The sequence below is a fragment of the Amycolatopsis ponsaeliensis genome (genome assembly GCF_030182635.1).
GTDB classification, from domain to species: domain Bacteria; phylum Actinomycetota; class Actinomycetes; order Mycobacteriales; family Pseudonocardiaceae; genus Amycolatopsis; species Amycolatopsis ponsaeliensis.
In genome coordinates this window covers 147,653-167,838 of sequence record NZ_JAPZLD010000004.1, presented here as the reverse complement: position 1 = coordinate 167,838, position 20,186 = coordinate 147,653, and the positions used below count along the sequence as shown (strand labels likewise).

The 20,186-nt window shown below is 71.4% G+C and carries 18 protein-coding genes; 6 read left to right on the top strand and 12 right to left on the bottom strand.

Annotated elements, in window-relative coordinates; all coding sequences use genetic code 11:
* Window positions 1-18 precede the first annotated feature (18 nt).
* Window positions 19-2,793, bottom strand: coding sequence for an AfsR/SARP family transcriptional regulator (locus QQ657_RS08040; protein WP_284741455.1), 2,775 nt, complete (start codon window positions 2,791-2,793; stop codon window positions 19-21).
* Between the two features lie 135 nt (window positions 2,794-2,928).
* Here QQ657_RS08040 and QQ657_RS08035 point away from each other — a divergent pair, with 135 nt between their 5' ends.
* Window positions 2,929-3,531, top strand: a complete 603-nt coding sequence (locus tag QQ657_RS08035; RefSeq protein WP_284741454.1) for an RNA polymerase sigma factor — start codon at window positions 2,929-2,931, stop codon at window positions 3,529-3,531.
* A gap of 10 nt (window positions 3,532-3,541) precedes the next feature.
* Here the strand turns inward: QQ657_RS08035 and QQ657_RS08030 are convergent, their stop codons facing one another.
* The gene (locus tag QQ657_RS08030; protein WP_284741453.1) at window positions 3,542-4,408 is read right to left on the bottom strand and encodes a hypothetical protein; all 867 of its coding nucleotides are present in this window, start codon (window positions 4,406-4,408) and stop codon (window positions 3,542-3,544) included.
* Between the two features lie 5 nt (window positions 4,409-4,413).
* The gene (locus QQ657_RS08025; RefSeq protein ID WP_284741452.1) at window positions 4,414-5,022 is read right to left on the bottom strand and encodes a hypothetical protein; all 609 of its coding nucleotides are present in this window, start codon (window positions 5,020-5,022) and stop codon (window positions 4,414-4,416) included.
* A gap of 414 nt (window positions 5,023-5,436) precedes the next feature.
* Between QQ657_RS08025 and QQ657_RS08020 the strand changes: the two genes are divergently transcribed.
* A complete protein-coding gene (locus QQ657_RS08020) occupies window positions 5,437-6,051 on the top strand; it encodes an RNA polymerase sigma factor (protein ID WP_284741451.1) in 615 nt (204 codons plus the stop codon).
* Entirely contained in the window at window positions 6,041-6,289 is a 249-nt protein-coding gene (locus tag QQ657_RS08015) for a hypothetical protein (protein WP_284741450.1), read from the top strand. Before QQ657_RS08020 ends, QQ657_RS08015 begins: the two co-directional genes overlap by 11 nt.
* 106 nt (window positions 6,290-6,395) lie before the next feature.
* Here the strand turns inward: QQ657_RS08015 and QQ657_RS08010 are convergent, their stop codons facing one another.
* Entirely contained in the window at window positions 6,396-7,589 is a 1,194-nt protein-coding gene (locus tag QQ657_RS08010) for an MFS transporter (RefSeq protein ID WP_284741449.1), read from the bottom strand.
* Between the two features lie 85 nt (window positions 7,590-7,674).
* Between QQ657_RS08010 and QQ657_RS08005 the strand changes: the two genes are divergently transcribed.
* A complete protein-coding gene (locus QQ657_RS08005; protein ID WP_284741448.1) occupies window positions 7,675-8,094 on the top strand; it encodes a winged helix-turn-helix transcriptional regulator in 420 nt (139 codons plus the stop codon).
* Window position 8,095: 1 nt separating this feature from the next.
* Here QQ657_RS08005 and QQ657_RS08000 read toward each other — a convergent pair whose 3' ends face one another.
* From QQ657_RS08000 to QQ657_RS07970, 7 genes are all read right to left on the bottom strand, one after another.
* Window positions 8,096-9,313: an alpha/beta fold hydrolase gene (locus QQ657_RS08000; RefSeq protein ID WP_284741447.1), complete on the bottom strand. Its 1,218-nt coding sequence runs from the start codon at window positions 9,311-9,313 to the stop codon at window positions 8,096-8,098.
* A complete protein-coding gene (locus tag QQ657_RS07995; protein ID WP_284741446.1) occupies window positions 9,310-9,558 on the bottom strand; it encodes a hypothetical protein in 249 nt (82 codons plus the stop codon). Before QQ657_RS07995 ends, QQ657_RS08000 begins: the two co-directional genes overlap by 4 nt.
* Complete coding sequence (locus QQ657_RS07990; protein WP_284741445.1) at window positions 9,555-10,184, bottom strand: VOC family protein; 630 nt, start codon at window positions 10,182-10,184, stop codon at window positions 9,555-9,557. The genes QQ657_RS07995 and QQ657_RS07990 overlap by 4 nt, the downstream gene beginning before the upstream one ends.
* Window positions 10,185-10,470: 286 nt before the next feature.
* A complete protein-coding gene (locus QQ657_RS07985; protein ID WP_284741444.1) occupies window positions 10,471-11,184 on the bottom strand; it encodes a TetR/AcrR family transcriptional regulator in 714 nt (237 codons plus the stop codon).
* Complete coding sequence (locus QQ657_RS07980; RefSeq protein WP_284741443.1) at window positions 11,181-11,933, bottom strand: maleate cis-trans isomerase family protein; 753 nt, start codon at window positions 11,931-11,933, stop codon at window positions 11,181-11,183. Before QQ657_RS07980 ends, QQ657_RS07985 begins: the two co-directional genes overlap by 4 nt.
* Window positions 11,930-13,576 carry a (2,3-dihydroxybenzoyl)adenylate synthase gene (locus QQ657_RS07975; protein WP_284741442.1) on the bottom strand — a complete coding sequence of 549 codons (1,647 nt, stop codon included), beginning with the start codon at window positions 13,574-13,576 and terminating at the stop codon, window positions 11,930-11,932. Before QQ657_RS07975 ends, QQ657_RS07980 begins: the two co-directional genes overlap by 4 nt.
* The gene (locus QQ657_RS07970; RefSeq protein WP_284741441.1) at window positions 13,573-15,048 is read right to left on the bottom strand and encodes an FAD-dependent monooxygenase; all 1,476 of its coding nucleotides are present in this window, start codon (window positions 15,046-15,048) and stop codon (window positions 13,573-13,575) included. Before QQ657_RS07970 ends, QQ657_RS07975 begins: the two co-directional genes overlap by 4 nt.
* A gap of 140 nt (window positions 15,049-15,188) precedes the next feature.
* Between QQ657_RS07970 and QQ657_RS07965 the strand changes: the two genes are divergently transcribed.
* Entirely contained in the window at window positions 15,189-17,285 is a 2,097-nt protein-coding gene (locus QQ657_RS07965; protein ID WP_284741440.1) for a hydantoinase/oxoprolinase family protein, read from the top strand.
* Window positions 17,282-19,576: a hydantoinase B/oxoprolinase family protein gene (locus tag QQ657_RS07960; RefSeq protein WP_284741439.1), complete on the top strand. Its 2,295-nt coding sequence runs from the start codon at window positions 17,282-17,284 to the stop codon at window positions 19,574-19,576. The genes QQ657_RS07965 and QQ657_RS07960 overlap by 4 nt, the downstream gene beginning before the upstream one ends.
* On the opposite strand, the gene QQ657_RS07955 is transcribed toward QQ657_RS07960, so the two are convergent.
* Window positions 19,577-20,176: a TetR/AcrR family transcriptional regulator gene (locus QQ657_RS07955; protein ID WP_284741438.1), complete on the bottom strand. Its 600-nt coding sequence runs from the start codon at window positions 20,174-20,176 to the stop codon at window positions 19,577-19,579.
* Window positions 20,177-20,186: the final 10 nt, after the last annotated feature.

Here is a 20,186-nt window from a genome sequence, read left to right as displayed (position 1 = left end):
CTCCTCGTTCTTCGGCGGTCAACTGTGGGTTTCCGTGAGTCTCTCTCGCACTGCGTCGGCTTCGGGGTGGGCGAGGCCCGCGAGGATGTCGTGGGCCCGCTGCCAGCCGGACCGGGCCGACGTGAGGTCGCCGAGGTCGCGGTGCAGGTTCGCGAGTTCGATGATCAGCCGGGCCTCGGTCACCAGATATCCGTTGCCGTGCAACAGGTACACCGCCTTCTCGTAGCAGGTGATCGCCTGGTCGTGGTCACCGAGCTGCTTGTGGGCGTGGCCGAGGCTGTGCCAGCTCTGCGCCGCGCCCATGCGGTCGCCGAGCTGTGTCTGCAGGTCGATCGCCTGACGGCAGTAGCCGATGGCCACCGAGTGTTCGCCAAGCAGCGTGCGGAACCAGCCGACCGCGTTCAGCGACGCCGCTTGCCCGGTCAGGTGTTCCGCCGCGCGGAACAGGTCCAGCGCTTGCTCGGCGTGGGCCAGCGCCTCCGCGACGGTCCCTTGCCGGTCGAGCATCCACGCGAACTGCCGGTGCACATAGGCGCGACCGACCACATCCTCGACCGCCGTGTACAGCTTCGCTGCCGCCTGGAAGTCGGCCCCCGCCTCGTCGTACCGGCCGAACCACACGTGAGTGCCACCGAGGTGCAGGTGCGCGAACGCCTGCTTCCGCTCATCACCCAGCCGCCGTGCCGCATTCAGCGCCGCGCTCAGGACATCGCTCTCGTCGTGCCAATGGCCGCGCATCGTCAAGAATCTGCGCAATGCCCAGGCCAGCTCCCACACCCGCGCATCGAACTCCGCGCCGACCGCAACCGCCTGGAGCAGCACCCGGTGCTCGGTCTCGAACCACGCCAAAGCCCGCCCGCGGTCGACGATCCGTTCGGCCTCCGCCCCCGCCGGCAACGGGGTCAGCGCGGGCGGCACCTCGAGGCGAGGATCGAGGAACCCGTCGGCGTGGTAAGCCGTGTGGCTGTAGTGGCCGAGCATGCGGTGGACCGCCGTTTCCCGGTCGGCGGGAGAGTCCGCCTCGTGCACCAGCTCGTCGGCGTACGCGCGCAGGAGGTCGTGCATCGTGTAGCGGCCGGGGGCGTGCTCGGCGACCAGGTGCGCGTTCGCGAGCTCGGACAGCAGCGGCCGCACCCGGGTGGTGGGCAGGCCCGCGAGGCTCGCCGCCGCGCGGGTGCCGATGTCCGGACCCAGGTGGAGCCCCAGGAGCCGGAACAGGCGGGCGGCCGCGGGGTCCAGCAGCAGGTACGACCAGGAGAACACCGCGCGGGGGTCGGTCGCCACATCGGCACCGGCGAACTCGTCGAGGCTGCCGCGCGCGTCCCGCAGCTGCTCGGCCAGCGCCGCCAGGCTGAACGCCGGGTACGTCGCCGCGCGGGCCGCCACCACGGCCAGGGCCAGCGGGAGGTGCGCGCACAACCCGATGATCTCCTCGGCCGCGGCGGGGTCGGCCGCGATCCGGCCGGTGCCGATCCGGCGGCGCAGCACCGCGTGCGCCTCGGCGTCGTCGAGGAGGTCGACGACCAGCGGGTGCGCTCCCTCGGTGACCAGTCCGGCCAGCTGGTCGCGGCTGGTCACGACGACCACGCACGCCCGCGCGCCGGGCAGCAGGGGCCGCACCTGCCCGGCGTCGCGGGCGTTGTCCAGCACGATCAGGACCCGCCGGTTCGCCAGCAGCGTCCGGTACAGGCCGACCTGCGCGTCCAAGGTGGTCGGGATCCGTTCGCCCGGCACTTCGAGCGCTTCGAGGAACCCGCGCACCGCCGCGGCCGGCGTCATCGGCGACCCGGTCGGGTCGAACCCGCGCAGGTTGACGTACAGCTGCCCGCCGGGGAAGCCGCGGGCGACCGAGTGTGCCCAGTGGACGGCCAGCGTCGTCTTGCCGACCCCGGCGGTCCCCGAGAGGACGACGACCCGCGCGGCCGGCGACGGCCCGCCGGTCACCTCGCCGAGCCGGCGCAAGGCGTTCTCGCGGCCCGCGAACCCCGGGGTGTCCGGCGGCAGCTGGGCCGGCGACGACGACGGCGGTGCCGGCGGAGCCGCCGTCGGCAGCTCGCCCCGCAGGATCGCCTCGTGCAGCGCGCGCAGTTCGGGGCCCGGGTCGGTGCCGAGCGCGTCGGCGAGCCGGTGCCGCACGACGGCGTAGCGTTCGACGGCTTCGGCGTCGCGCCCCGCGGCGTGCAGGGCGCGCATGAGCAGGACTTCGAGGGGCTCCACGAGCGGGTACTCCGCGGCGAGGTCGGACATCGCGGCGAGCACCGCGTCGGTCCGGCCGAGCCGCAGTTCGAGCTCGCCCCAGTGCACGGCCGCGTCGAGCCGGCGCCGGTGCCAGGCCGCGCGAACACCGTCGGCCCAGTCCCCTGGCATGCCGGCCAGCGGCGCACCCCGCCAGCTGAGCAGTGCCTCGCGCAACGCGGCGGCCCGTTCGTCGTCGGTTTCGCCGGCGTCATTTCCGCGCTCGACCAAACGTGCGAACCTATTCAGGTCAACCGCGCCGGAATCGATTTCCAGCACGTATCCCGCGTTGCGCCGGGTTATGCCGGTCTTTGTGCCGGTCAGCTCGGTGGCTTCGGCGAGCACCTGCCGAATTCGGCTCAGGTGGGAATACACCACATTGCGCGCTTCACCCGGTGGATCGTCACCCCAGACGCGGTCGATGAGCGTCTCCATCGAGACCGGGCGCCCGGCGTCGACCGCGAGCGCGGCCAGGACGGCTTGCTGCCGCGGCGTCCCGACGTCCAGCGGCTTTCCCGCGACGCGTAGCTGCACCTCCCCGAACAGCAGGAACTCCATGCGGCGGACTCCCCGCGTTCGACGCGCCACGACCGGCCACGTCGATGCTGCTCGCCCCGCAAGGTCTCTGCAAGGTCGGCGAGCAGGGCGTGGCGAAATCGTGTTCCCGGGAACATCCCAGTCCGAGGAGGGGCCATGCACGAGTCGCCGGTGCCATTGCTGGAAAATGCCGCTCGAGGTGCCGAATGGGCTTGGCGGGATATCGTCGACCGATATTCTTCGCTGGTCCTGTCGGTGTGCGCGCAGTACCGGCTCGGCAATGCCGACGCCCAGGACGTCAGCGGCGCGGTGTGGCTGCGGCTGGTCGCGAACCTGACGCACATCCGCGAACCGGAGGCGCTGCCCGGCTGGCTGCGCACCACCACCCGGCACGAGTGCCTGCGGCTGCTGCGTCACCAGAACCGGCAGGTCCCGACCGACGACCCGCTGCTCGGCGAGCTGACCGAGCCCGCGTTCGACGCCGGGCTGGTCGGGGCCGAACGCCGCGCCGCCGCCCGCCGCGCGTGCGCCCGGCTGCCGGTGCGCGACCGGGAGCTGCTCGCGCTGCTGTTCTGCGACCCGCCCAAGTCCTACCGGGAGATCAGCGCGACGCTCGGCATCCCGGTCGGCTCGATCGGCCCGTCGCGGGCGCGGTGCCTGGCCCGGGTGCGGCGCATGCCGGCGATCGCGGCGCTGCTCGCCGGCGAACCGTGCGACTCGGGTGGTCATGCTTTCCGGAGCGGCCGGGGAGCCGCTTGATACGCCGGGTTCACGGGCGCTGGTTCTGGAACTGGAACTGGACGCGCACCGAGCCGTCGAGCGGGACGACGACCGTCGCGCTGCCCGCCGACCACCGGTCGGCCACCAGGAACATCCGGTCCTTGCCGTGGATCAGCAGGCGCAGGTTCCGGTAGCGGTAGTGGAAGGTCTGCCCGTCGGAGACCGGCAGCTTGGTCTCCTGGACGCCGGGGCTGCGGAGGAACAGGCTTTCCTTGGTGTCGAGGATGACGCTGGGCAGCTTGTCCAGGCGGCTCGCCTCGTACATCGCGAGCCCGCGGCCGGACCACTGCGCCACGGTCGCCGTCAGCCAGAACGCGCTGACGGCGATCACGACGTACCCGAGGGCCGTCGAGACCCGGCGAAGCGGCGTCGGGTCCGGGTCCGGCGGCTCCCGGGTGAGCCGCCGGACGAACGAGCCGTACCGGAACAGCGTGCTGCCGGCGGCGATCAGCAGTGGAGTGACGAGCCCGTACAGCCGCCAGTCGCGCAGGAAGGGGTACCCGGCCAGCAGCAGGAGCCCAGCGGACAGCGCGGCCAGGCCCGTCACCTGGCCGGCGCGGCCCAGCCGGGTCGCCGCCCGGGTCCGCCGGCGGACGGCGGCGTGCACCACGACCGCGCCGGCACCCGCCGCGGCGAACACCAGCAGCGGCGTGAGCAGCGGCTGCGGGCTGCGCATGATGTAGTCCTGCGTCCCCAGCCCGACCGTGTCGACGTCGACGCCGAAGTACTCGTACTGCGAGCGCGCGGAGACGTACCCGAAGTAGAACAGCAGCGTGCTGAGCAGGGTCAGCGGCGGGATGACGGACTTGCCCGCCTCGACGAACCGCTCGAAGCGGCCGGGCTCCGGCTCGGGCACCGGTGTCACCCGGTCGTGGTGGTGGTTTCGGGTGCGGTGGTCTCGGACGTCGACGGTTCGGTGGTCCCTTCCGGCTGGGTCAAGTCGATCCAGCCCGGGTTCACCCGATCCCGCAGGTCCCGGCACGCGCTCGCCGACGCGCACTCGGGCTTCCCCTCGACGAACAGGCGGGTTTTGCCGCCGGTCCCGAGTGCTCTCACCGCGATCGAGCACGTGTCGCCCTTCGCGTGGAAGGTGAATCCCGCGCAGGCGGCGTCTCCGCCGCACCCGCCGCCGACGATGCCGAAGACACCCGGATGCTCGAGCCGGATCCCGGTGACCTTCACACCCGGGCCGGGCGAGAGGTCGTTCTGCAGCCAGCCGGCGGAGGCGCACTGGCTTTCGGCGTCCGTGTCGTCGACACCGCCGCCGATCGGCAGCTGCGGGATCGAGATGGCGACGCCGTCGTCACCGGATCTCGGGGCCTCCGGGCCGGTGGGCTCCATGCTCGGGGCCGACGTCGGCGGCGGTGCCTCCGCAGTGCTGGAACTCGGGGCGCCGGGACCGGCGGGGTCCGAGCAGCCGACGGCGAGCACGGCGACCAAGGCGAGACTGCCGGTGCGGAACAGGTTCATCGCGGTACCTCCTCGGCGTTCGGAGCCGCGAGGACGCGCGGTGATACTCCGGACGCGCGATTGCCTGCTCGCACGTTGGTGCCTCTGCCTTGCCCCACCCACCTCGGGAGATGCTCGTCGATGTCACAGTTTTCGCTACTTGGTGCTCTAAGTGGCGTGTGAGCCCACCCCGCCAAGGAAGGTGAGCAGTCGTCGTGATTTCTGTGTTGATGTTCGCAGCGACCATTGTCGCAAGTACAACGGTTGCGACGGCCAAAATTTGCATGAAAGGGCACATTAGATGCTCTCGTAGCCGGCAAACGGCGGTTCGAGACTTTACCCATGGCGCACCGCCCGGCAGTACGCTGACTACGTTCGAAAATGGAATCCGAACGTGGATCACCATCGGGGAAGCGAGCAGGGAGCCGAGTACCCATGGCCGACGATGACCGACCCAGAACCGAAGCTTCTGACCGGACGCGTAGACAACAGCTGACCCCGCCGTCGCTGGAACGACAGCCTCTCACTGCTCGGAATCGGGCAGCTCGTCTACGCGCTGACTACTCGCGGTTCTATCGCGACGAAGCAGCACATCTCGCGGGATTCCTGATCATGGCTTTCGGAGCATCTGCCGAAGATGCCTGGGACGCGACACAAACTGCGTTCACGAGCGCCTGGGTCAAATGGGCTACGCTGTCTGACTCACGAAAAGCGAGGAAGGCCTGGCTTCGAACGACTGCCTCACGAGCGTACTGGCGCCTGAGTCCTGACCGCGCACACCTGTCGAACGATGAGCTTCCGGACCATCCAGACACCAGCTTGGTTCCTGAAGAGGTCATGGCCCTCGCGGACGGCACCGCCCACGCCCGAGTCATGCTGGACGCCCTACCTCAGACCCAGCGACTACATCTGACTTGGCATCTGGACGGATATACCAATGCGGAGATCGCCACCCAGACAGGCAAGAACGAAGCCGCAGTCCGCAAGAACATCTCACGCGCGCTGACCACGCTCAACCTCAAGTTCAAGGCGGTGTCCCATGACCAATGATCTGCACCGGGAAGACGACCCGATGCCCGATGCCGCCGAGATCACCGCCGTCTACGCCGCCTTGAACAGTACCTTCGATGCACTGGTCACCAGCCTCGATCAGGTGCTACCTGTAGAACAGGCCATTTCGGCCACGATCGGTCCCGACTCTCGCCTCCCCAAGACTCCACCTCAGGGCCGCAAGGCGCGGCGATTCCACAGGACGCGGCGATGGGTCCGGCGGCCGACCACACGATAAAGTCGTGGAGAACTCGCAAGGCAATCACTGTCGAGTCCAGATAGCCGCGAGTGTTCTCCACGCGCAGGCCTGGCGTTCACCCTTCTTGTCTAGTGCAAGTCTCCGCTTACCGTCTTGGTGACAGCTGGGACTTGGCGCCAGCACTCACTCGCGTTGCCCGTCGCGCGGTGGTGAACCAGACGGCCAGAGCGCAGAAAGCCAGCGCCGCACCCAGGACGGTCGAGCCCGGCCAGCCCGCCGCGGCGAACGACCTCGTGGTCGCCGCGGCGCCGGCCGCCGAGCCCAGCGAGTAGAACACCATGTACGCGCCGATCGTGGTGCTGGTGCGTTCGGGGAACGCCGTCGTCAGGGCGTGCTGGTTGCCCACGTGCACGACCTGGACCGCGAAGTCGAGCACCACCACGCCGGCGGCGAGCGGCACCAGGGACCAGCCGAGCCCGCCGATCGCGAGCCACGAGCCGACGAGCAGGACCAGCGCGATGCCCGTGACGCGCCCCGCGTGTCCGGCGTCGCCCCAGCGGCCGGCCCGGGCCGCCCCCAAGGCTCCCGCGAGGCCGGCGATGCCGAACAGCCCGATCTGCGTCTCGCTCAGGTGCCACGGCTCGCCGGCCAGCGGGAGCGCCAGGCCGCTCCACAGCGTGCTGAAGGAGGCGAACAGGAAGAACGCGATCAGTCCGCGGCCGAGGAACAGCAGCCGGGTGAACAGCCCGAAGAAGGAGCGGAGGATCCGCGCGTAGGGCTCGGCGCCGGTCCGGACGTCGGGCGGCAGCGCGACGAGACACAGCACGCAGAGAATCGACGCGAGCGCAGCCAGGGCGAAGTAGCCGCCGCGCCAGCCCCACAGGTCCGACAGCGCTCCCGTGACCACCCGGGCGCCGAGGATGCCGGCCACCACGCCGGACGTCACCACGCCGATGTTCCGCCCTCGCTCGGCCGGCGGCGACAGCGACGCCGTGTACGCGACCGTCGTCTGCACCACCACCGCGAACAGTCCCGCGACCGCGAGGCCGCCGAACGCCACCCCGGCGCTGGGTGCGGCCGCGGTGACCGCCGGGCCGGCCGCCACCAGGCCCAGGTGCCCGGCGATCAGGCGCCGCCGGTCGAGGCGGTCGCCCAGCGGGACCAGCAGCACCAGCCCGATCAGGTAGCCGAGCTGGCCCACGGCCACGAACCAGCCGACGGAGTCGCGGGGCACGCCCAGGTCGTCGCCCATCGGGCCGAGGACCGGCTGCCCGGCGTAGACCCCGGCGACCGCGACCCCGCACACGACCGCCGGCAGCAGTCTCGTCCCGCGTCCCACCACACCTCCCGATTGGTTGCGATTTGCAACTCTTCGGAGCGTAGGGCAGAATGGTTTCATAACGCAACTCATCGGAGGTGACGCGATGTGGACGGACCCGAGCTGCCCGGTCGCGCGGACCGTGGACCTGATCGGCGATCGGTGGAGCCTGCTGATCGTCCGGGACGCGATGGACGGCGCCCGCTCGTTCACCGACTTCCAGCAGCGCACGGGCATCGCCCGCAACATCCTCGCCGACCGGCTCCGCAAACTGGTCGCCCACGACGTGATCGAGCAGGTCGAGGCGCCGTCGGGCAAACGCCGGCAGTACGCGCTCACCGCGGCCGGCCAGGACCTCTTCGCCGTGATCGTCACGCTGCGGCAGTGGGGTGAGCGGCACGCCTTCGAAGCCGGCGAGCCGCATTCGGTCCTGGTCGACGAGCACGGCGCCGTCGTCCCGCCCGTCGTTCCCACCGCCCCGGACGGATCCTCGCTGACGAGCGGCACGACCGTCGTGCGGAAGTGAGTCAGGCCAAGGGAAAGCGCTTGCCCAGCCACTCGGCGATCTCGGCGGCGGCCAGCTCGTTGCCGGTCGGCTCGCCGTCGGCGATGGCGCCGCCGAAGTGGAGGCCGCGGACCGTCGCCGTCGTCAGGTCCGTGGCGCCGAGGGCGTCGATCATGCGCCGGGAGTCCGCCGGGAACGCCGCCTGGTCACCGGTCAGCTCGACGAACAACGCCGGGACCGTGACGCCCGGCGCGCACCGGACGAAGTCGGCGTTCGAGCTCAGGCCGGACCACGTCGACAGCCACGCTTCGGGCGTCGCGAGCCGGCCGAAGCCGACCAGGCCGTAGTCGATGAGGTCGGGGCGCTTGCCGAACAACGAGCCGTACGGGCGCTCGCTGGGGTCCAGCGTCAGGTCGACCGTGCGCGGGTCGGCGTCGGTGCGGAACACCGTGATGACCCGCGGCGCCAGCGAACGACGGCGATCTTCGGCCCGGCCGCCGGCCTTGAACGCCTTGCGCGCGGCCGCGGTATCGGCCAGGTGCGCGCGGGCCACCGCGTCGATGCGGGCGACGCGGTCGCGTTGCGCCGCCCGGTAGCGGTCCAGGAATTCCGTGGTATAGCAAGAACTCCCGGGCGGCTCGGCGAAGCCGTTGGCCGGGGAGAACGGGTCTAGCTCGGCGACCACCGACATCGGGTCCGTCTCGTCGGCGACCGACGGGTCGATGCAGGCGAGCAGCAGCTTGCCCTGGCCGGGGTGCGGCGCCAGGAAGACGACGCCGTCGGGCACCGGCATCTCCGCCTCGGCCAGCCGGGTCGGCCGCCCGCCGGGAGTGGTCTCGACGCGGTCCGTGCGTGCCGCCTGCTCGCAGTAGTACGCGAAGAGCGTGCCGCCACCCGAGTGGCCCAATAGGACGCGTGCGTCGAAACCCTGCTGTCGCAGGAAGACCTGGCCGGCGGCGACGTCGTGCAGCGCCTGTTCGTGGACCAGGTTCAGGTCGTTGTTGACCGAGCGGGTGTGCTGCGTCCACACCGCGACGCCGGCGCGCAGCAGCAGCGGGACGAGCGGGTGGTGCGTCAGGTCCTGCCGCGGGTGCACCAGCGACACGACGGTCCGCGCACCGGCCACAGTGGACAGGATGCCGCGCACGGTCGCGCCGTCCGCGGTGGTCAGTTCGTGCAGCGTGGAGGCCGGCCGCTCCCCCGCCGCGACGTACCGGCCGGCGCCCAGGCGCTCGCTCACACCGGCTCCACGCGCAGCGCGTTCTTGTCGTGCTGGGTGATCCGGCTGCCGCGGGCCACCCCGGCGATGCACGAGTACCAGACGGCGTGGCGGCAGCCCGTCGCGCGCCGGTCGACCACGATCGCCCCGGCCGCGCTGATCTCGAAGTACGGCCCGATCCGGCCGACCGCGACGGCGGGATCCTCGGCGGCGATCTTGGCCACCGCGGTGTTCTCCGGGACGTCGAGGACGTAGAGCGTCGTCATCGCGCGGGCTCCCAGTCCGCCGCGCGCTCGACGATCAGTTCCGCCTTGCGCGCCAGCAGCTTCCCGAACGACGGCTCGGGTTCGCCGACGACGTCGAGCAGCGCGTCGATGGTGAGGTTCGCGTCGAGGTCTTCCTGGGGTGTCACCGGCCGCATCGCGCGGGTGATCTCGACCATGTAGCCGTTCGGGTCGTGGGTGTAGATCGACTCGATGGTCTCGTGCTGGATCTGCATTTCGACCGGCCAGTCGCTCGCGTCGAGCCGGCGGCGGTACTCCAGCAGGTCGGCTTCGTCGTTCACGTGGATCGCGAGGTGCCGCGACCGCACGAAGTACTCGGGCACGTCGGCGCCGAACCGCGCGTAGACGTCACCCTTGACGCCTGGCGCGCCGCCGACCTCGGGCTCGGTGCCGAAGTAGTAGAAGAACGCGATCCGGTCGTCGTTGCCGATGTCGAAGAAGAAGTGGATGAAGTCGGGGTGGTTCTCCGGGCCCCAGCCCGCCGCGCAGATCGAGTGCACGACCGGGAACCCCAGCACGTCCCGGTAGAAGCGCACCGTGGCGGCGGGGTCGAAGGTGGGGAACGCGACGTGGTCGACGCCCCGCACCCGGTGGTCCAGCTCGGTCATGACATGCCTCCCGCGTTGTCTCGTGAAGTTCACGGTACGCGCGAGTCAACGAATGCGTCAATATTCTGACGCATGTGCCAAACGCCACGCTTCGCGGCCGGGATCGAAGCCGAGACTCGCGTGTTTGAAGCCGGAACTCGCGTGATCAGGGCCGGAACTCGCGTGATTGGCGGCGTTACGTGCCCGATCACGCGAGTTACGTGTCGGATCACGCGAGTTACGTGCCCGATCACGCCGGCACGGAAAAGCCCCTCCGCCGAAGCGAAGGGGCCGTGCGCAGGAAGAATCAGACGTCGAGGATGCGCTCCAGGTGGTCGAGGTCCTGACGCAGCATCTTCAACGCCGCCGCCGGGCCCTCGCCGTCGAGAACGTGCTGGTCGGGACGCTGCAACGCCCCCACAGCCATGTCCGCCAGCTGCTCGACGACCGCCTCGGCGGTGTCCCGCCCACCGGGGTGGAACCACCACGCCACCCAGTTGCACATGCCGAGCACGCCCAGCGCCGCGACGCGCGCGTCGACCGGCCGGAACCGGCCCACCCGCACGCCTTCCTCGATGACTCCGGCGATCGTCTTGAGCACCGCGCGGCGGCCCTCGTCGTAGGCCTCGGTGAGCGCCGCGGGCAGCTCGGCCTCCGACCGGATGAGCAGCCGGAACCGCTCGGGCTGCCGGGCGCGGCGCCCGACGATGATCTCCACGATGCCGCGCAGCTTGCGCACCGGGTCGACGTCTTGGGCCACCAGCTCGGTCAGCTCCTCGAGGGGCCCGTTGGTGACCTCGGTGACCAGCTTGGCGAGCAGCTCTTCCTTGCTCTTGACGTAGTAGTAGAGCGCGGGACGCGTGATGCCGAGCGCGTCGGCGATGTCCTGCAGGCTCGTGCCGGCGAAGCCGCGCTCGGCGAAGAGCCGGGTGGCGTGCTCGTAGAGCTCGTTCTCCACCAGTTCGCGCCGCGCGGTGGTCCCCTTTTCGCGGGAGCCGCCCCGCGGTGTGCTGCCGCTCATCCCAGTGATGGTAGAGGTCCCGCGAGCAGCCGCCCGGCTCCCGGCAGCCGCGGCGCGAGATTCAAACCCCGCAAGAGCGCGTACGCGCCCGCCGTGGCGGCCGACAGCACCGGCAGCCCGAACTCCGTTTCGGCGGGCTCGACCAGGTCCAGCGAAGGCATCTGGACGCAGGCGGAGATGACCAGCGCGTCGGCACTGGAGAGGTCCAGCCCGCGCGCGGCGGCCAGGATCCGGTCGCCGGGGATGCACCCGACCTCGGCGTTGTCCGCGACTTCGAGCGCCACCCAGTCCACGACGTCGAAGCCCTCGGCTCGCAGGTAGGAGACGACTTCTTCGGCGAGCGGCCGCAGGTACGGCGTCACGAGCGCGATGCGCCGCGCGCCGAGTGCACGCAACCCTTCGACGAGCGCCCCGGCGCTGGACAGCACGGCCGGGTGCGCGTCGCGGGCCGCCAGCTGCCCGGTGACGGCCTTCTCCGTCCGCTCGTGCTCCCCCGGCCCCTGCGCCATCACCGCGACCAGGCACGCGTAGAGCAGCGCGTCGACGCCCGCGTCGGCCAGCTCGTCCACGCAGCGTTCGCGTTGCGCGTTCATCGCGCGCAGCTCTTCCGGAGACACCTTGTGCATGCGCATCCGGCTGCTGTGGAAGGAAAACGCGGCGGAAGGGTGGCGCGCGAGCAGCGCCGGGATCTCGGTTTCGACGGTGACGTTCGAGCTCGGGACGACGAGCCCGATCCGGTGCGGGGTCACGGGGTTCCTCCTTGTTCGGCGGCGAGCTTCGCGGCGATCTCCGCCTGCAGGCGCTTCTTGTCCAGTTTTCCGACGAGGGTGCGGGGGATTTCGGCGACGACTTCGACGCGCTCGGGCCACTTGAACTTCGCCACGCCCTGCTCGGCGAAGTGCCGCTGGACCTCGGGCAGGTCGAGCGGCCCGCCGGCCACGAACGCGCAGGTGCGCTCGCCGAGGCGCGGATCGGGCATCGCCACGACCGCGGCCGCGGTGACCAGCGGGTGGCGCAGCAGGAGCAGCTCGACCTCCTCGGCGTTGATCTTCTCGCCGCCGCGGTTGATGACGTCCTTGATCCGGCCTTCGATCGACACGTACCGCACGCCGTCGAGCACGCGCACCGCGGCGAGGTCGCCGGTGCGGTAGAAGCCGTCGGCGGTGAACGCGCGCGCGTTGTGCTCCTCGGCGTCGAAGTAGCCGCGCAGCGTATACGGGCCGCGGCAGCACAGCTCGCCGATCTCGCCGTCCGGGACTTCGCCGCCGAGGCCCGGTTCGAGGATCCGCACTTCGTCCAGTTCGGACAGTGGCGTGCCGACGGTCGTGGCCCGCGCGGCCCGGGGCGCGCCGGGCCGCGTCGTCAGGAACAGGCCCTCCCCCATGCCGAACAGCTGCCCCGACCACAGCCCGCGGCGTTCGAGGTCGTCGAACAGCGCCGGCGGGATCTTGCTGCCGGACAGCACCACCTGCGTCAGGGCGGCCGCGGCGGCGGCGAACTCCGGGTGGCCGACGGCCCGGAAGTGACCGTGGCCCAGCAGGACGTGCGTGGCGGCCTCACTCGCCAGCAACGGTAGCGACGCGTCGAGGTCCGCGGTGCCGAGGATCAGCGAAGCGCCGACACTGTGCGAGGCGTGCAGCGCGCAGACGATCCCCGCGTTGTGCACGATCGGGATCAGGTGGGCGACGCGGGTTTCCGGGGACCAGCCCCAGGATTTCGCGTAGGCGAGGGCGTTGTACCAGTACTCGGCGTGCAGCCGCGGGATCACCTTGGGCACGCCGGTGGTGCCGCCGGAGAGCTGGAACACCGCGACGTCGTCCGGGTCGATGCCCGCCTGGATCTCCTCGACGGTCTTGCGCGCGGCACCGGCGTCGACGTCCCGGCCGAGACCGCCGACGGCGATGCCGCGCGGGTCGTCGCCGAGCACCAGCACGTGCCGCAGGGTCGGATGGCCCGCGCCCTGCTCGAGCGCGAACCCGACGAGGTCGAACCCGCCGGTCTCGACGAGGTGCGCGACGGCACCCACGCGACGGCTGATCTCCCCGATCTCGTGGCCGCGGTGGGCCGCCAGGGTGCACACCGGCACCAGGCCGGCCTTGAGCACGCCGTACCAGGCGAGCACCGTGGCGAGCCGGTTGCCGGCCTGGAAGAGCACGGGGTCACCGGGTTCGAGGCCGAGCCCGGCCAAGCCCGCGGCCAGCAGGTCGGTGCGCTCGTCCAGCTCGCGGAAGGTGACCCGGCCGTCGAGCGCGACGACGGCGTCGCGGTCCGGGTGGGCGAGGGCGACCCGGTGCAGCTGGTCCGCGATCGTGCGGGTACCCCACAGCCCGCCGTCCCGGTACGCGCGCACCGCGGCTTCCGGGTAGGCGACGACCTTGTCACCCCAGCTCATGCGGTCTCCTCGATCAGGTCGGTGCGGGCGCTGACCAGGCCGGCGGCCAGGTCGTCCCGCAGCGCCGCGGGCCCGGCCACCAGCATGATCCCGCCGGCTTCGAGGCGGACGCGCTCGGCGAGGTCCAGCCGGGTGAGCAGAGCGCCGCGATCACCCGGTCCGGTGAACCGGAACCCCGTCGCGCCGCGTTCCCGGGCCGCGCGGGCGCGAGCGACGACCGCGTCGCCTTCCTCGTCCCACGGATCGGTGACGACGTCGTCGATCGTGACGAGGTCGCCGGGCGGGACGGCCGCTTGCTCCAGGACCCAGTCGACGAGCCCGTCCGCCGGTGGCGACGTCCCGGCGTACTGGGTCAGTGCCGCGGCGACGAGGTCCGGGCTGGTGGCCGCGAAGCGCTCCAGCGGGACGTTCCCGGCGCGGGTCATGTAGGCGACCATCAGCTGTTCCACCGGCAGGTGCAGCCGCGAGGGGAACGACTCCCACCACAACTGGCTGCGCCGGGCCAGTTCCTGCAGCCGTTCGACGGCCGGCCGCCGGTCCGTCTCGTACCGGGCGAACGCTTCCGCGGTGTCGGGCGCGTCCCGCAGCGCTTCGACCAGGCCGATCGCGTCCTCCATGGCGAGTTTCGTGCCGGAGCCGATGGAGAAGTGCGCGGTGTGCGCGGCGTCGCCCAGCAGCACGGTGGTCCCGGCCGACCACCGGGCACAGTGGACGGTCCGGAACCGCAGCCAGCGCGTGCGGTTGCCGATCAGCCGGTGTCCGCGCAGCGGTTCGGCGAACGCTTCTTGGAGGTACCGCAGGGAAATCTCGTCGGATTCGCCGTCCTCGACGTCGTGGTCGAAGCCGGCCCGGCGCCACGTGGCCTCGTCGGTCTCGATGAGGAACGTGCTGCGTCCGCTGCCGTAGGGGTAGGCGTGCGTGACGAAGACGCCGTGCTCGGTCCGCACCGGCTCGAACAGGGCGTCGTCCAGCGCGAAGTCGGCGCCGCACCACAGGTACAGGCCCCGCCCGGTGCCTATCCGCGCCCCGAACGACCCCTGCTCGCGCGTCACGCTGCCGACGCCGTCGGCGGCGACCACGAGATCGGCGTCGAGCTCTTCAGCCGAACGGCGGACGCCGAAGTCGAGCTCCACTCCGGCTTTCTCCGCGTGGCGCTGCAGGATGGCCAACAGCTCGGTGCGGGCCACCCCGACCAGGCGGTCGTTGCGGACCCGGGCGATCCGGCCGCCGACCCGCAGGGTCATGTCGTGCCGGCAGCCCGCGGCGACGACGTCGCGCAGGGTGTCGGGGTCGGCCGCGGCCAGCTTGCGCTGGGTGCCCGCGGCCAGCCCGACGCCGAACCCGAAGGTCGTGTCCGGCTCCCCCTGCTCATGCACGGCGACCTCGCAGGACGGAAACGCCAGCTTGAGCAGGCGCGCGACATAGAGCCCGCCGGGCCCTCCGCCCAGCACCGCGACTCGGCGTGGCTGCATCCCCGACCTCCTTCTTTGACGTGTACGTCGACTATTTGACGTCATCGACCAGACCTCGTCAAGAGGGTTGACTCTTGTCACATGCGTTGAATAGTCTACGCCGCAGTTAGCAGCTTTCTCCGCGCAAAGGAGCGTGAGTCATGGCCTATGTCATCGGCGTGGACGTGGGCGGCACGTTCACCGACGCCGTTCTCGACGACGACGCCGGGACCGTGCTCGCCGCGAAGTCCCCCTCGACCCCGCCCGACTACTCCCAGGGCGTGCTCGACGTGCTCGGCCTGCTGGCCGAGCAGCTCGGGAAGCCCCTGCCGGAGATGCTGGCCGAGACCCACCACATCGCCCACGGGACGACGTCGTCGCTCAACGCGCTGGTGACCGGCAACGTGCCGCCGGTCGGCTTCCTCACCACCAAGGGCCACCGCGACTCGATCTTCATCATGAACGTCGAGGGCCGCTACCTCGGGCGCTCGCCGCACGAGCTGCAGAACGTGCTGGGGCAGCAGAAAGACCACGGGCTGCTGCCGAAGCGGCTCGCCCAAGAGGTGACCGAACGGGTCGACCGCGACGGCGCCGTCGTCGTCCGGCTGGACGAAGACGAGGCCCGTACGAAGATCCGCGATCTGCTGGCCGACGGCGTCCGCGCGATCGCCGTCTCGCTGCTGTGGTCGTTCCGCAACCCGGCACACGAACAGCGGATCCGCGAGCTGATCGCCGAAGAGGATCCGGACGTCTTCGTCGCGCTGTCGTCGGAGGTGAGCCCGCGCATCCGCGAGTTCGCCCGCAACGCCACCACGATCATGAGCACCCAGATCGGTCCCGGCCTGCGCGACTACCTCACCACCCTGGAAGACACGCTGCGCGAGAACCGGCTTTCCGGGCCGCTGCTGGTGATGCAGAGCAACGGCGGCGCGGTGGCCGCCCGCGAAGCGCCGGCCGCGGCGATCAGCACCGTCGGGTCCGTGCTCACCGGCGGGGTGATCGGCTCGGTCGCGCTGGGCCGCCAGCTCGGCCACAAGGACATCATCTCCACCGACGTCGGCGGCACGACGTTCCTCGCCGGCCTGATCGTCGACGGCGAACCGGTCCGCGACACGACGACCGTGATCAACCACCACCCGATCAACGTCCCGACGCTGCGCGTGGACGCGATCGGGTCCGGCGGCGGCGCGATCGCCTGGCTCGACGCCGGCGGGAACCTGCGCATCGGGCCGCACAGCGCCCAGGCTGTTCCCGGCCCGGCGTGTTACAGCAACGGCGGCACCGAGCCGACCAACACCGACGCCAACCTGGTCCTCGGGATCCTGCCGGAACGCGGGCTGCTCGGCGGCCGCAAGCCGCTGTCGCTGGAGCTGGCGCGCGAAGCCATCGACACGCACATCGCCAAGCCGCTCGGCCTCACCGTCGAGGAAGCCGCGGCCGCGATCTACACCGTGCAGAACGCGCAGACCGGCGACCTGCTGCGCAAGACCGTCGTCGAAGCCGGGCACGACCCGCGCGGGTTCGTGCTCTACGCGTTCGGCGGAGCCGGCCCGGCGCACTGCGCGGGCTACGCGGCCGAAGTCGGGTGCACCGAGGTCGTCGTCCCGCTCGGGCCGGTCGCGTCGGCGTTCTCCGCGTTCGGGCTCGCGTCGTCGGACATCGTGCTGGCGGCCGAGCTGTCCGACCCGCTGAACGTCCCCTTCGACCCGCAGCGCGCCGAACGCAACTTCGACCGGCTGGAAGAGCGCGTCCGCGAAGGCTTGGACCGGCAGGGCCTGAAGTTCGAGAAGGTCGAGCTGTACCGCGAGATCGACATGCGCTACTCGATGCAGCTCGCCGAGGTCACGACGCCGGTCGTCGAGGGACCCCTGGACACCCCGGCGATCGAGGAGGCCGCCGCCGGGTTCGAAGAGCGTTATGCCGCGCTGTACGGCAAGGACGCCGGGTTCCGCGAGGCCGGGATCCAGGCCATCACGTTCCGGGTCCGCGGCGTCGGCATCCTGCCGTTCAGCCCGCGGCTGCCGGAGGTTCCCGCCGCGGATTCCCCCGCCGCGCCGGCCGGCACCCGACCCGTCTGCCTCGACGCCGCCGCCGGGTACGTCGACACCGACGTCTACGACTACCGGGAACTCCGCAGCGGCCACGTGCTGGCCGGCCCGGCCATCGTCGAGGTCCCGACCACCACCGTCGTGGTGCCCGCCGGCAGCACCGGCACCGTCGACCACCTCGGCAACCTCACGATCAGGAGCGCCGCATGAGCATGCCGATCCCCGGCTCGGAGCAGTTCTCCAGCCGTCCCGTCGACCTCGGCGAGCTCCGGCGCTCGCTGCCGTCCTCTTTGGACGTCCACAGTGTCACCCAGGACCAGATCGACGCCCTCGACCCGCTGACCTACGAGGTGATCCGGCACCGGCTGTGGTCGGTCACCGACGAGATGGGCGAGGCGCTCAAGCGCATGTCCGGCTCCCCGATCGTCACCGACGCCAACGACTTCGACTTCGCCATCTCCGACGAGCTCGGCCAGGAGGTCCAGGTCGGGCTCTACAACACGATGCTCGTCGGCGCGGTCGACCTCGCCATCTACTGGACGCTGCGCAACCGCGCGGCCAACCCGGGCATCGAAGCCGGCGACATGTTCCTCTGCAACGACCCCTGGGTCGGCGGCGGCCTGCACCAGAACGACGTCATCGTCTACCAGCCGGTGTTCCACGACGGGAAGCTGTTCGCCTGGACCAGCGCCATCGCCCACCAGCCGGACCTCGGCGGCGTCGGGCTCGGCTCCTTCTCCCCCGCCGCCGAGGACGTCTTCTCCGAATCCCTGCCGACGCCGCCGGTGAAGGTGGTCCGCGACGGGCGGCTGCAGCGGGACGTCGCCGACCTGTGGGTGCGCCGCTCCCGCGTGCCGATGCTCGTCGGGCTCGACCTGCGCGCGAAGATCGGCGCGAACAACGTCGGCGCCGAACGCCTGCACGCGCTGATCGAGCAGTACGGCCCGGACACGGTCAAGGCCGTCATGAAGCGGATGATGTCCGACGCCGAAAGCCGGTTGCGGGACAAGCTTTCCGCGCTCCCGGACGGCAGCTGGTCAGCCACCGGGTACCAGGACCAGTCCCACGAGGGCGACCGGAACCTGCACAAGATCACGGTCAAGACCACCAAGACCGGCGACCACCTGACCTTCGACTTCACCGGCACCGACCCCCAGGCCGGCGTCATCAACTGCACGTACGCCGGCATGCGCGGCGGCGTGATGCTGGCGCTGCTGCCGATCCTCGCGGGCGACATCCCGTGGTCGGCGGGCGGGCTGATGCGCTGCTTCGACCTGGTGACCGAGGAGGGGACGCTCAACAACGCGACGTTCCCCGCCGCGGTCGGCCGCGGCCCGATCGGCCCGGCCTGGCTCACCGGCAACCTCATCGCCGAGTGCCTCGCGCAGATGCTCGACCGGGACCTGGAGCTCGGCAAGAGCGTCCAGGCGACGTGCTGCGGCACCTGGGACACCGCGGTGATCGCCGGGCTGGACGAACGCGGCGAGACGCCGGCGCCGTTCCTCAGCATCATCATGGAACCGATGGCCGGCGGCTACGGCGCGCGCCCGGACGCGGACGGCATCGACACCGGCGGCCTGTTCTGCATCCCGATGGGCCGGGTCCCGGACGTCGAGATGACCGAGTTCCTCTACCCCGTCCTGACGTTGTGGCGGCGCGAAGTCCCCGACTCGGGCGGGCCGGGGCGGCACCGCGGCGGGCTCGGCGCGTCGATCGCGATGACCCCACACGGCACGAGCGTCCCGATGGGCCTGGTGCTGGCGTCGGCGGGCAAGGCGGTCGCGCAGAACGGCGGCCTCGCCGGCGGGCACCCCGGCAACAGCGGCCTGGACGTCGTGGCGCGGCAGAGCCCGGTCGCGTCGCTGCTCGCGTCCGGCCGGATGCCGTCCACAATGGACGAACTGGGGTCCTCTTTGGAGCCGGGGCAGAACTACGCGTCGAGCTACCTCGCGCCCGGCGAGGTGTTCGCGATGACGTGGCAGGGTGGCGGCGGCTACGGCGACCCCCTCACGCGTGATCCTGCCGCCGTGGCCCGCGACCTGCGCGAAGCCAAGATCACTCCGGGGGCGGCGCTCGACGTCTACGGGGTCGTCGTCCACGACGGCGTGGTGGACGACGCCGCGACGACGGCCGAACGGGACCGGCAGCGTGAGCACCGCCGGTCGCGGTCGAGGGTGCCGGGGCCGTCGCTGGGCAAGACGGGCCCGGCCGGCGTCCGCCGTCTCGACGACAACCTGGTCGAGCCCGCGGACGGCGGTCTGGCCTGCGGCCACTGCGGCGAAGTCCTCGGCACGGCGGAGGGCGAACCGGCGGTGGCGGTGTACGAGGGACCACCGACGGACGCGGGCCCCCAGATCATCGCGACGGCGGCCGACTACGTGGACGCGCCGGTGGTGTTCCGCCAGTACTGCTGCCCCTCCTGCTGGACGGCGGTGTACTCGGGCGTCGTCCCGGCCGACCACCCGAACACCCTGCGGGCGCTCGGTCACCTGGTCGGCTGATCACCCGCGCAGGGCGGGGCCGATCCAGCGGCGGACGAGGGCCCGGATCCCGTCGTCGGTGAGCGGCGGGGTCGAGGGGTACTGCAGGAACGACAGGAAGAGGCGCATCAGGATTTCGGCCAGCCCCTGGAGGTCGTCGTCGGTGGTGACACCGACGGCGGCCCAGTCCACCGGGACGTTGCGGAGGATCCTTGCGCCGTAGGAAAACGCCAGCGGCGAGATCACGCCGACCGTGAAGAAGTCGGCTTCGCCCGCCTGCAGCAGCAGGCCCAGATGACGCTCGCCGGGCAGTGTCCGGACCGCGAACACCACGGACTCCACGGCGACTTCGGTGGGGCTGCCGAACGACGTGAGGTGGCGTTCCATCCGCCCGGCGAACTCCTCGACGCCGGCCAGGGCGACGGCACGCAGGATGTCGTTCAGGCTCGGGAAGTAGCGGTAGACGGTCTGCCGCGTCACCCCGGCCTCGGCGGCGACGTCGGACAGGCTGGTCTTCGCGAGCCCGGCCCGGTCCAGGCAGGCCGTCGCCGCTTCGACGATCCGGCGGCGTGCCTCGTCCTCCGTGCCGGGCGGGTTGCCCCGCCATCCGTGGTGCCCCATGCGCCCCATC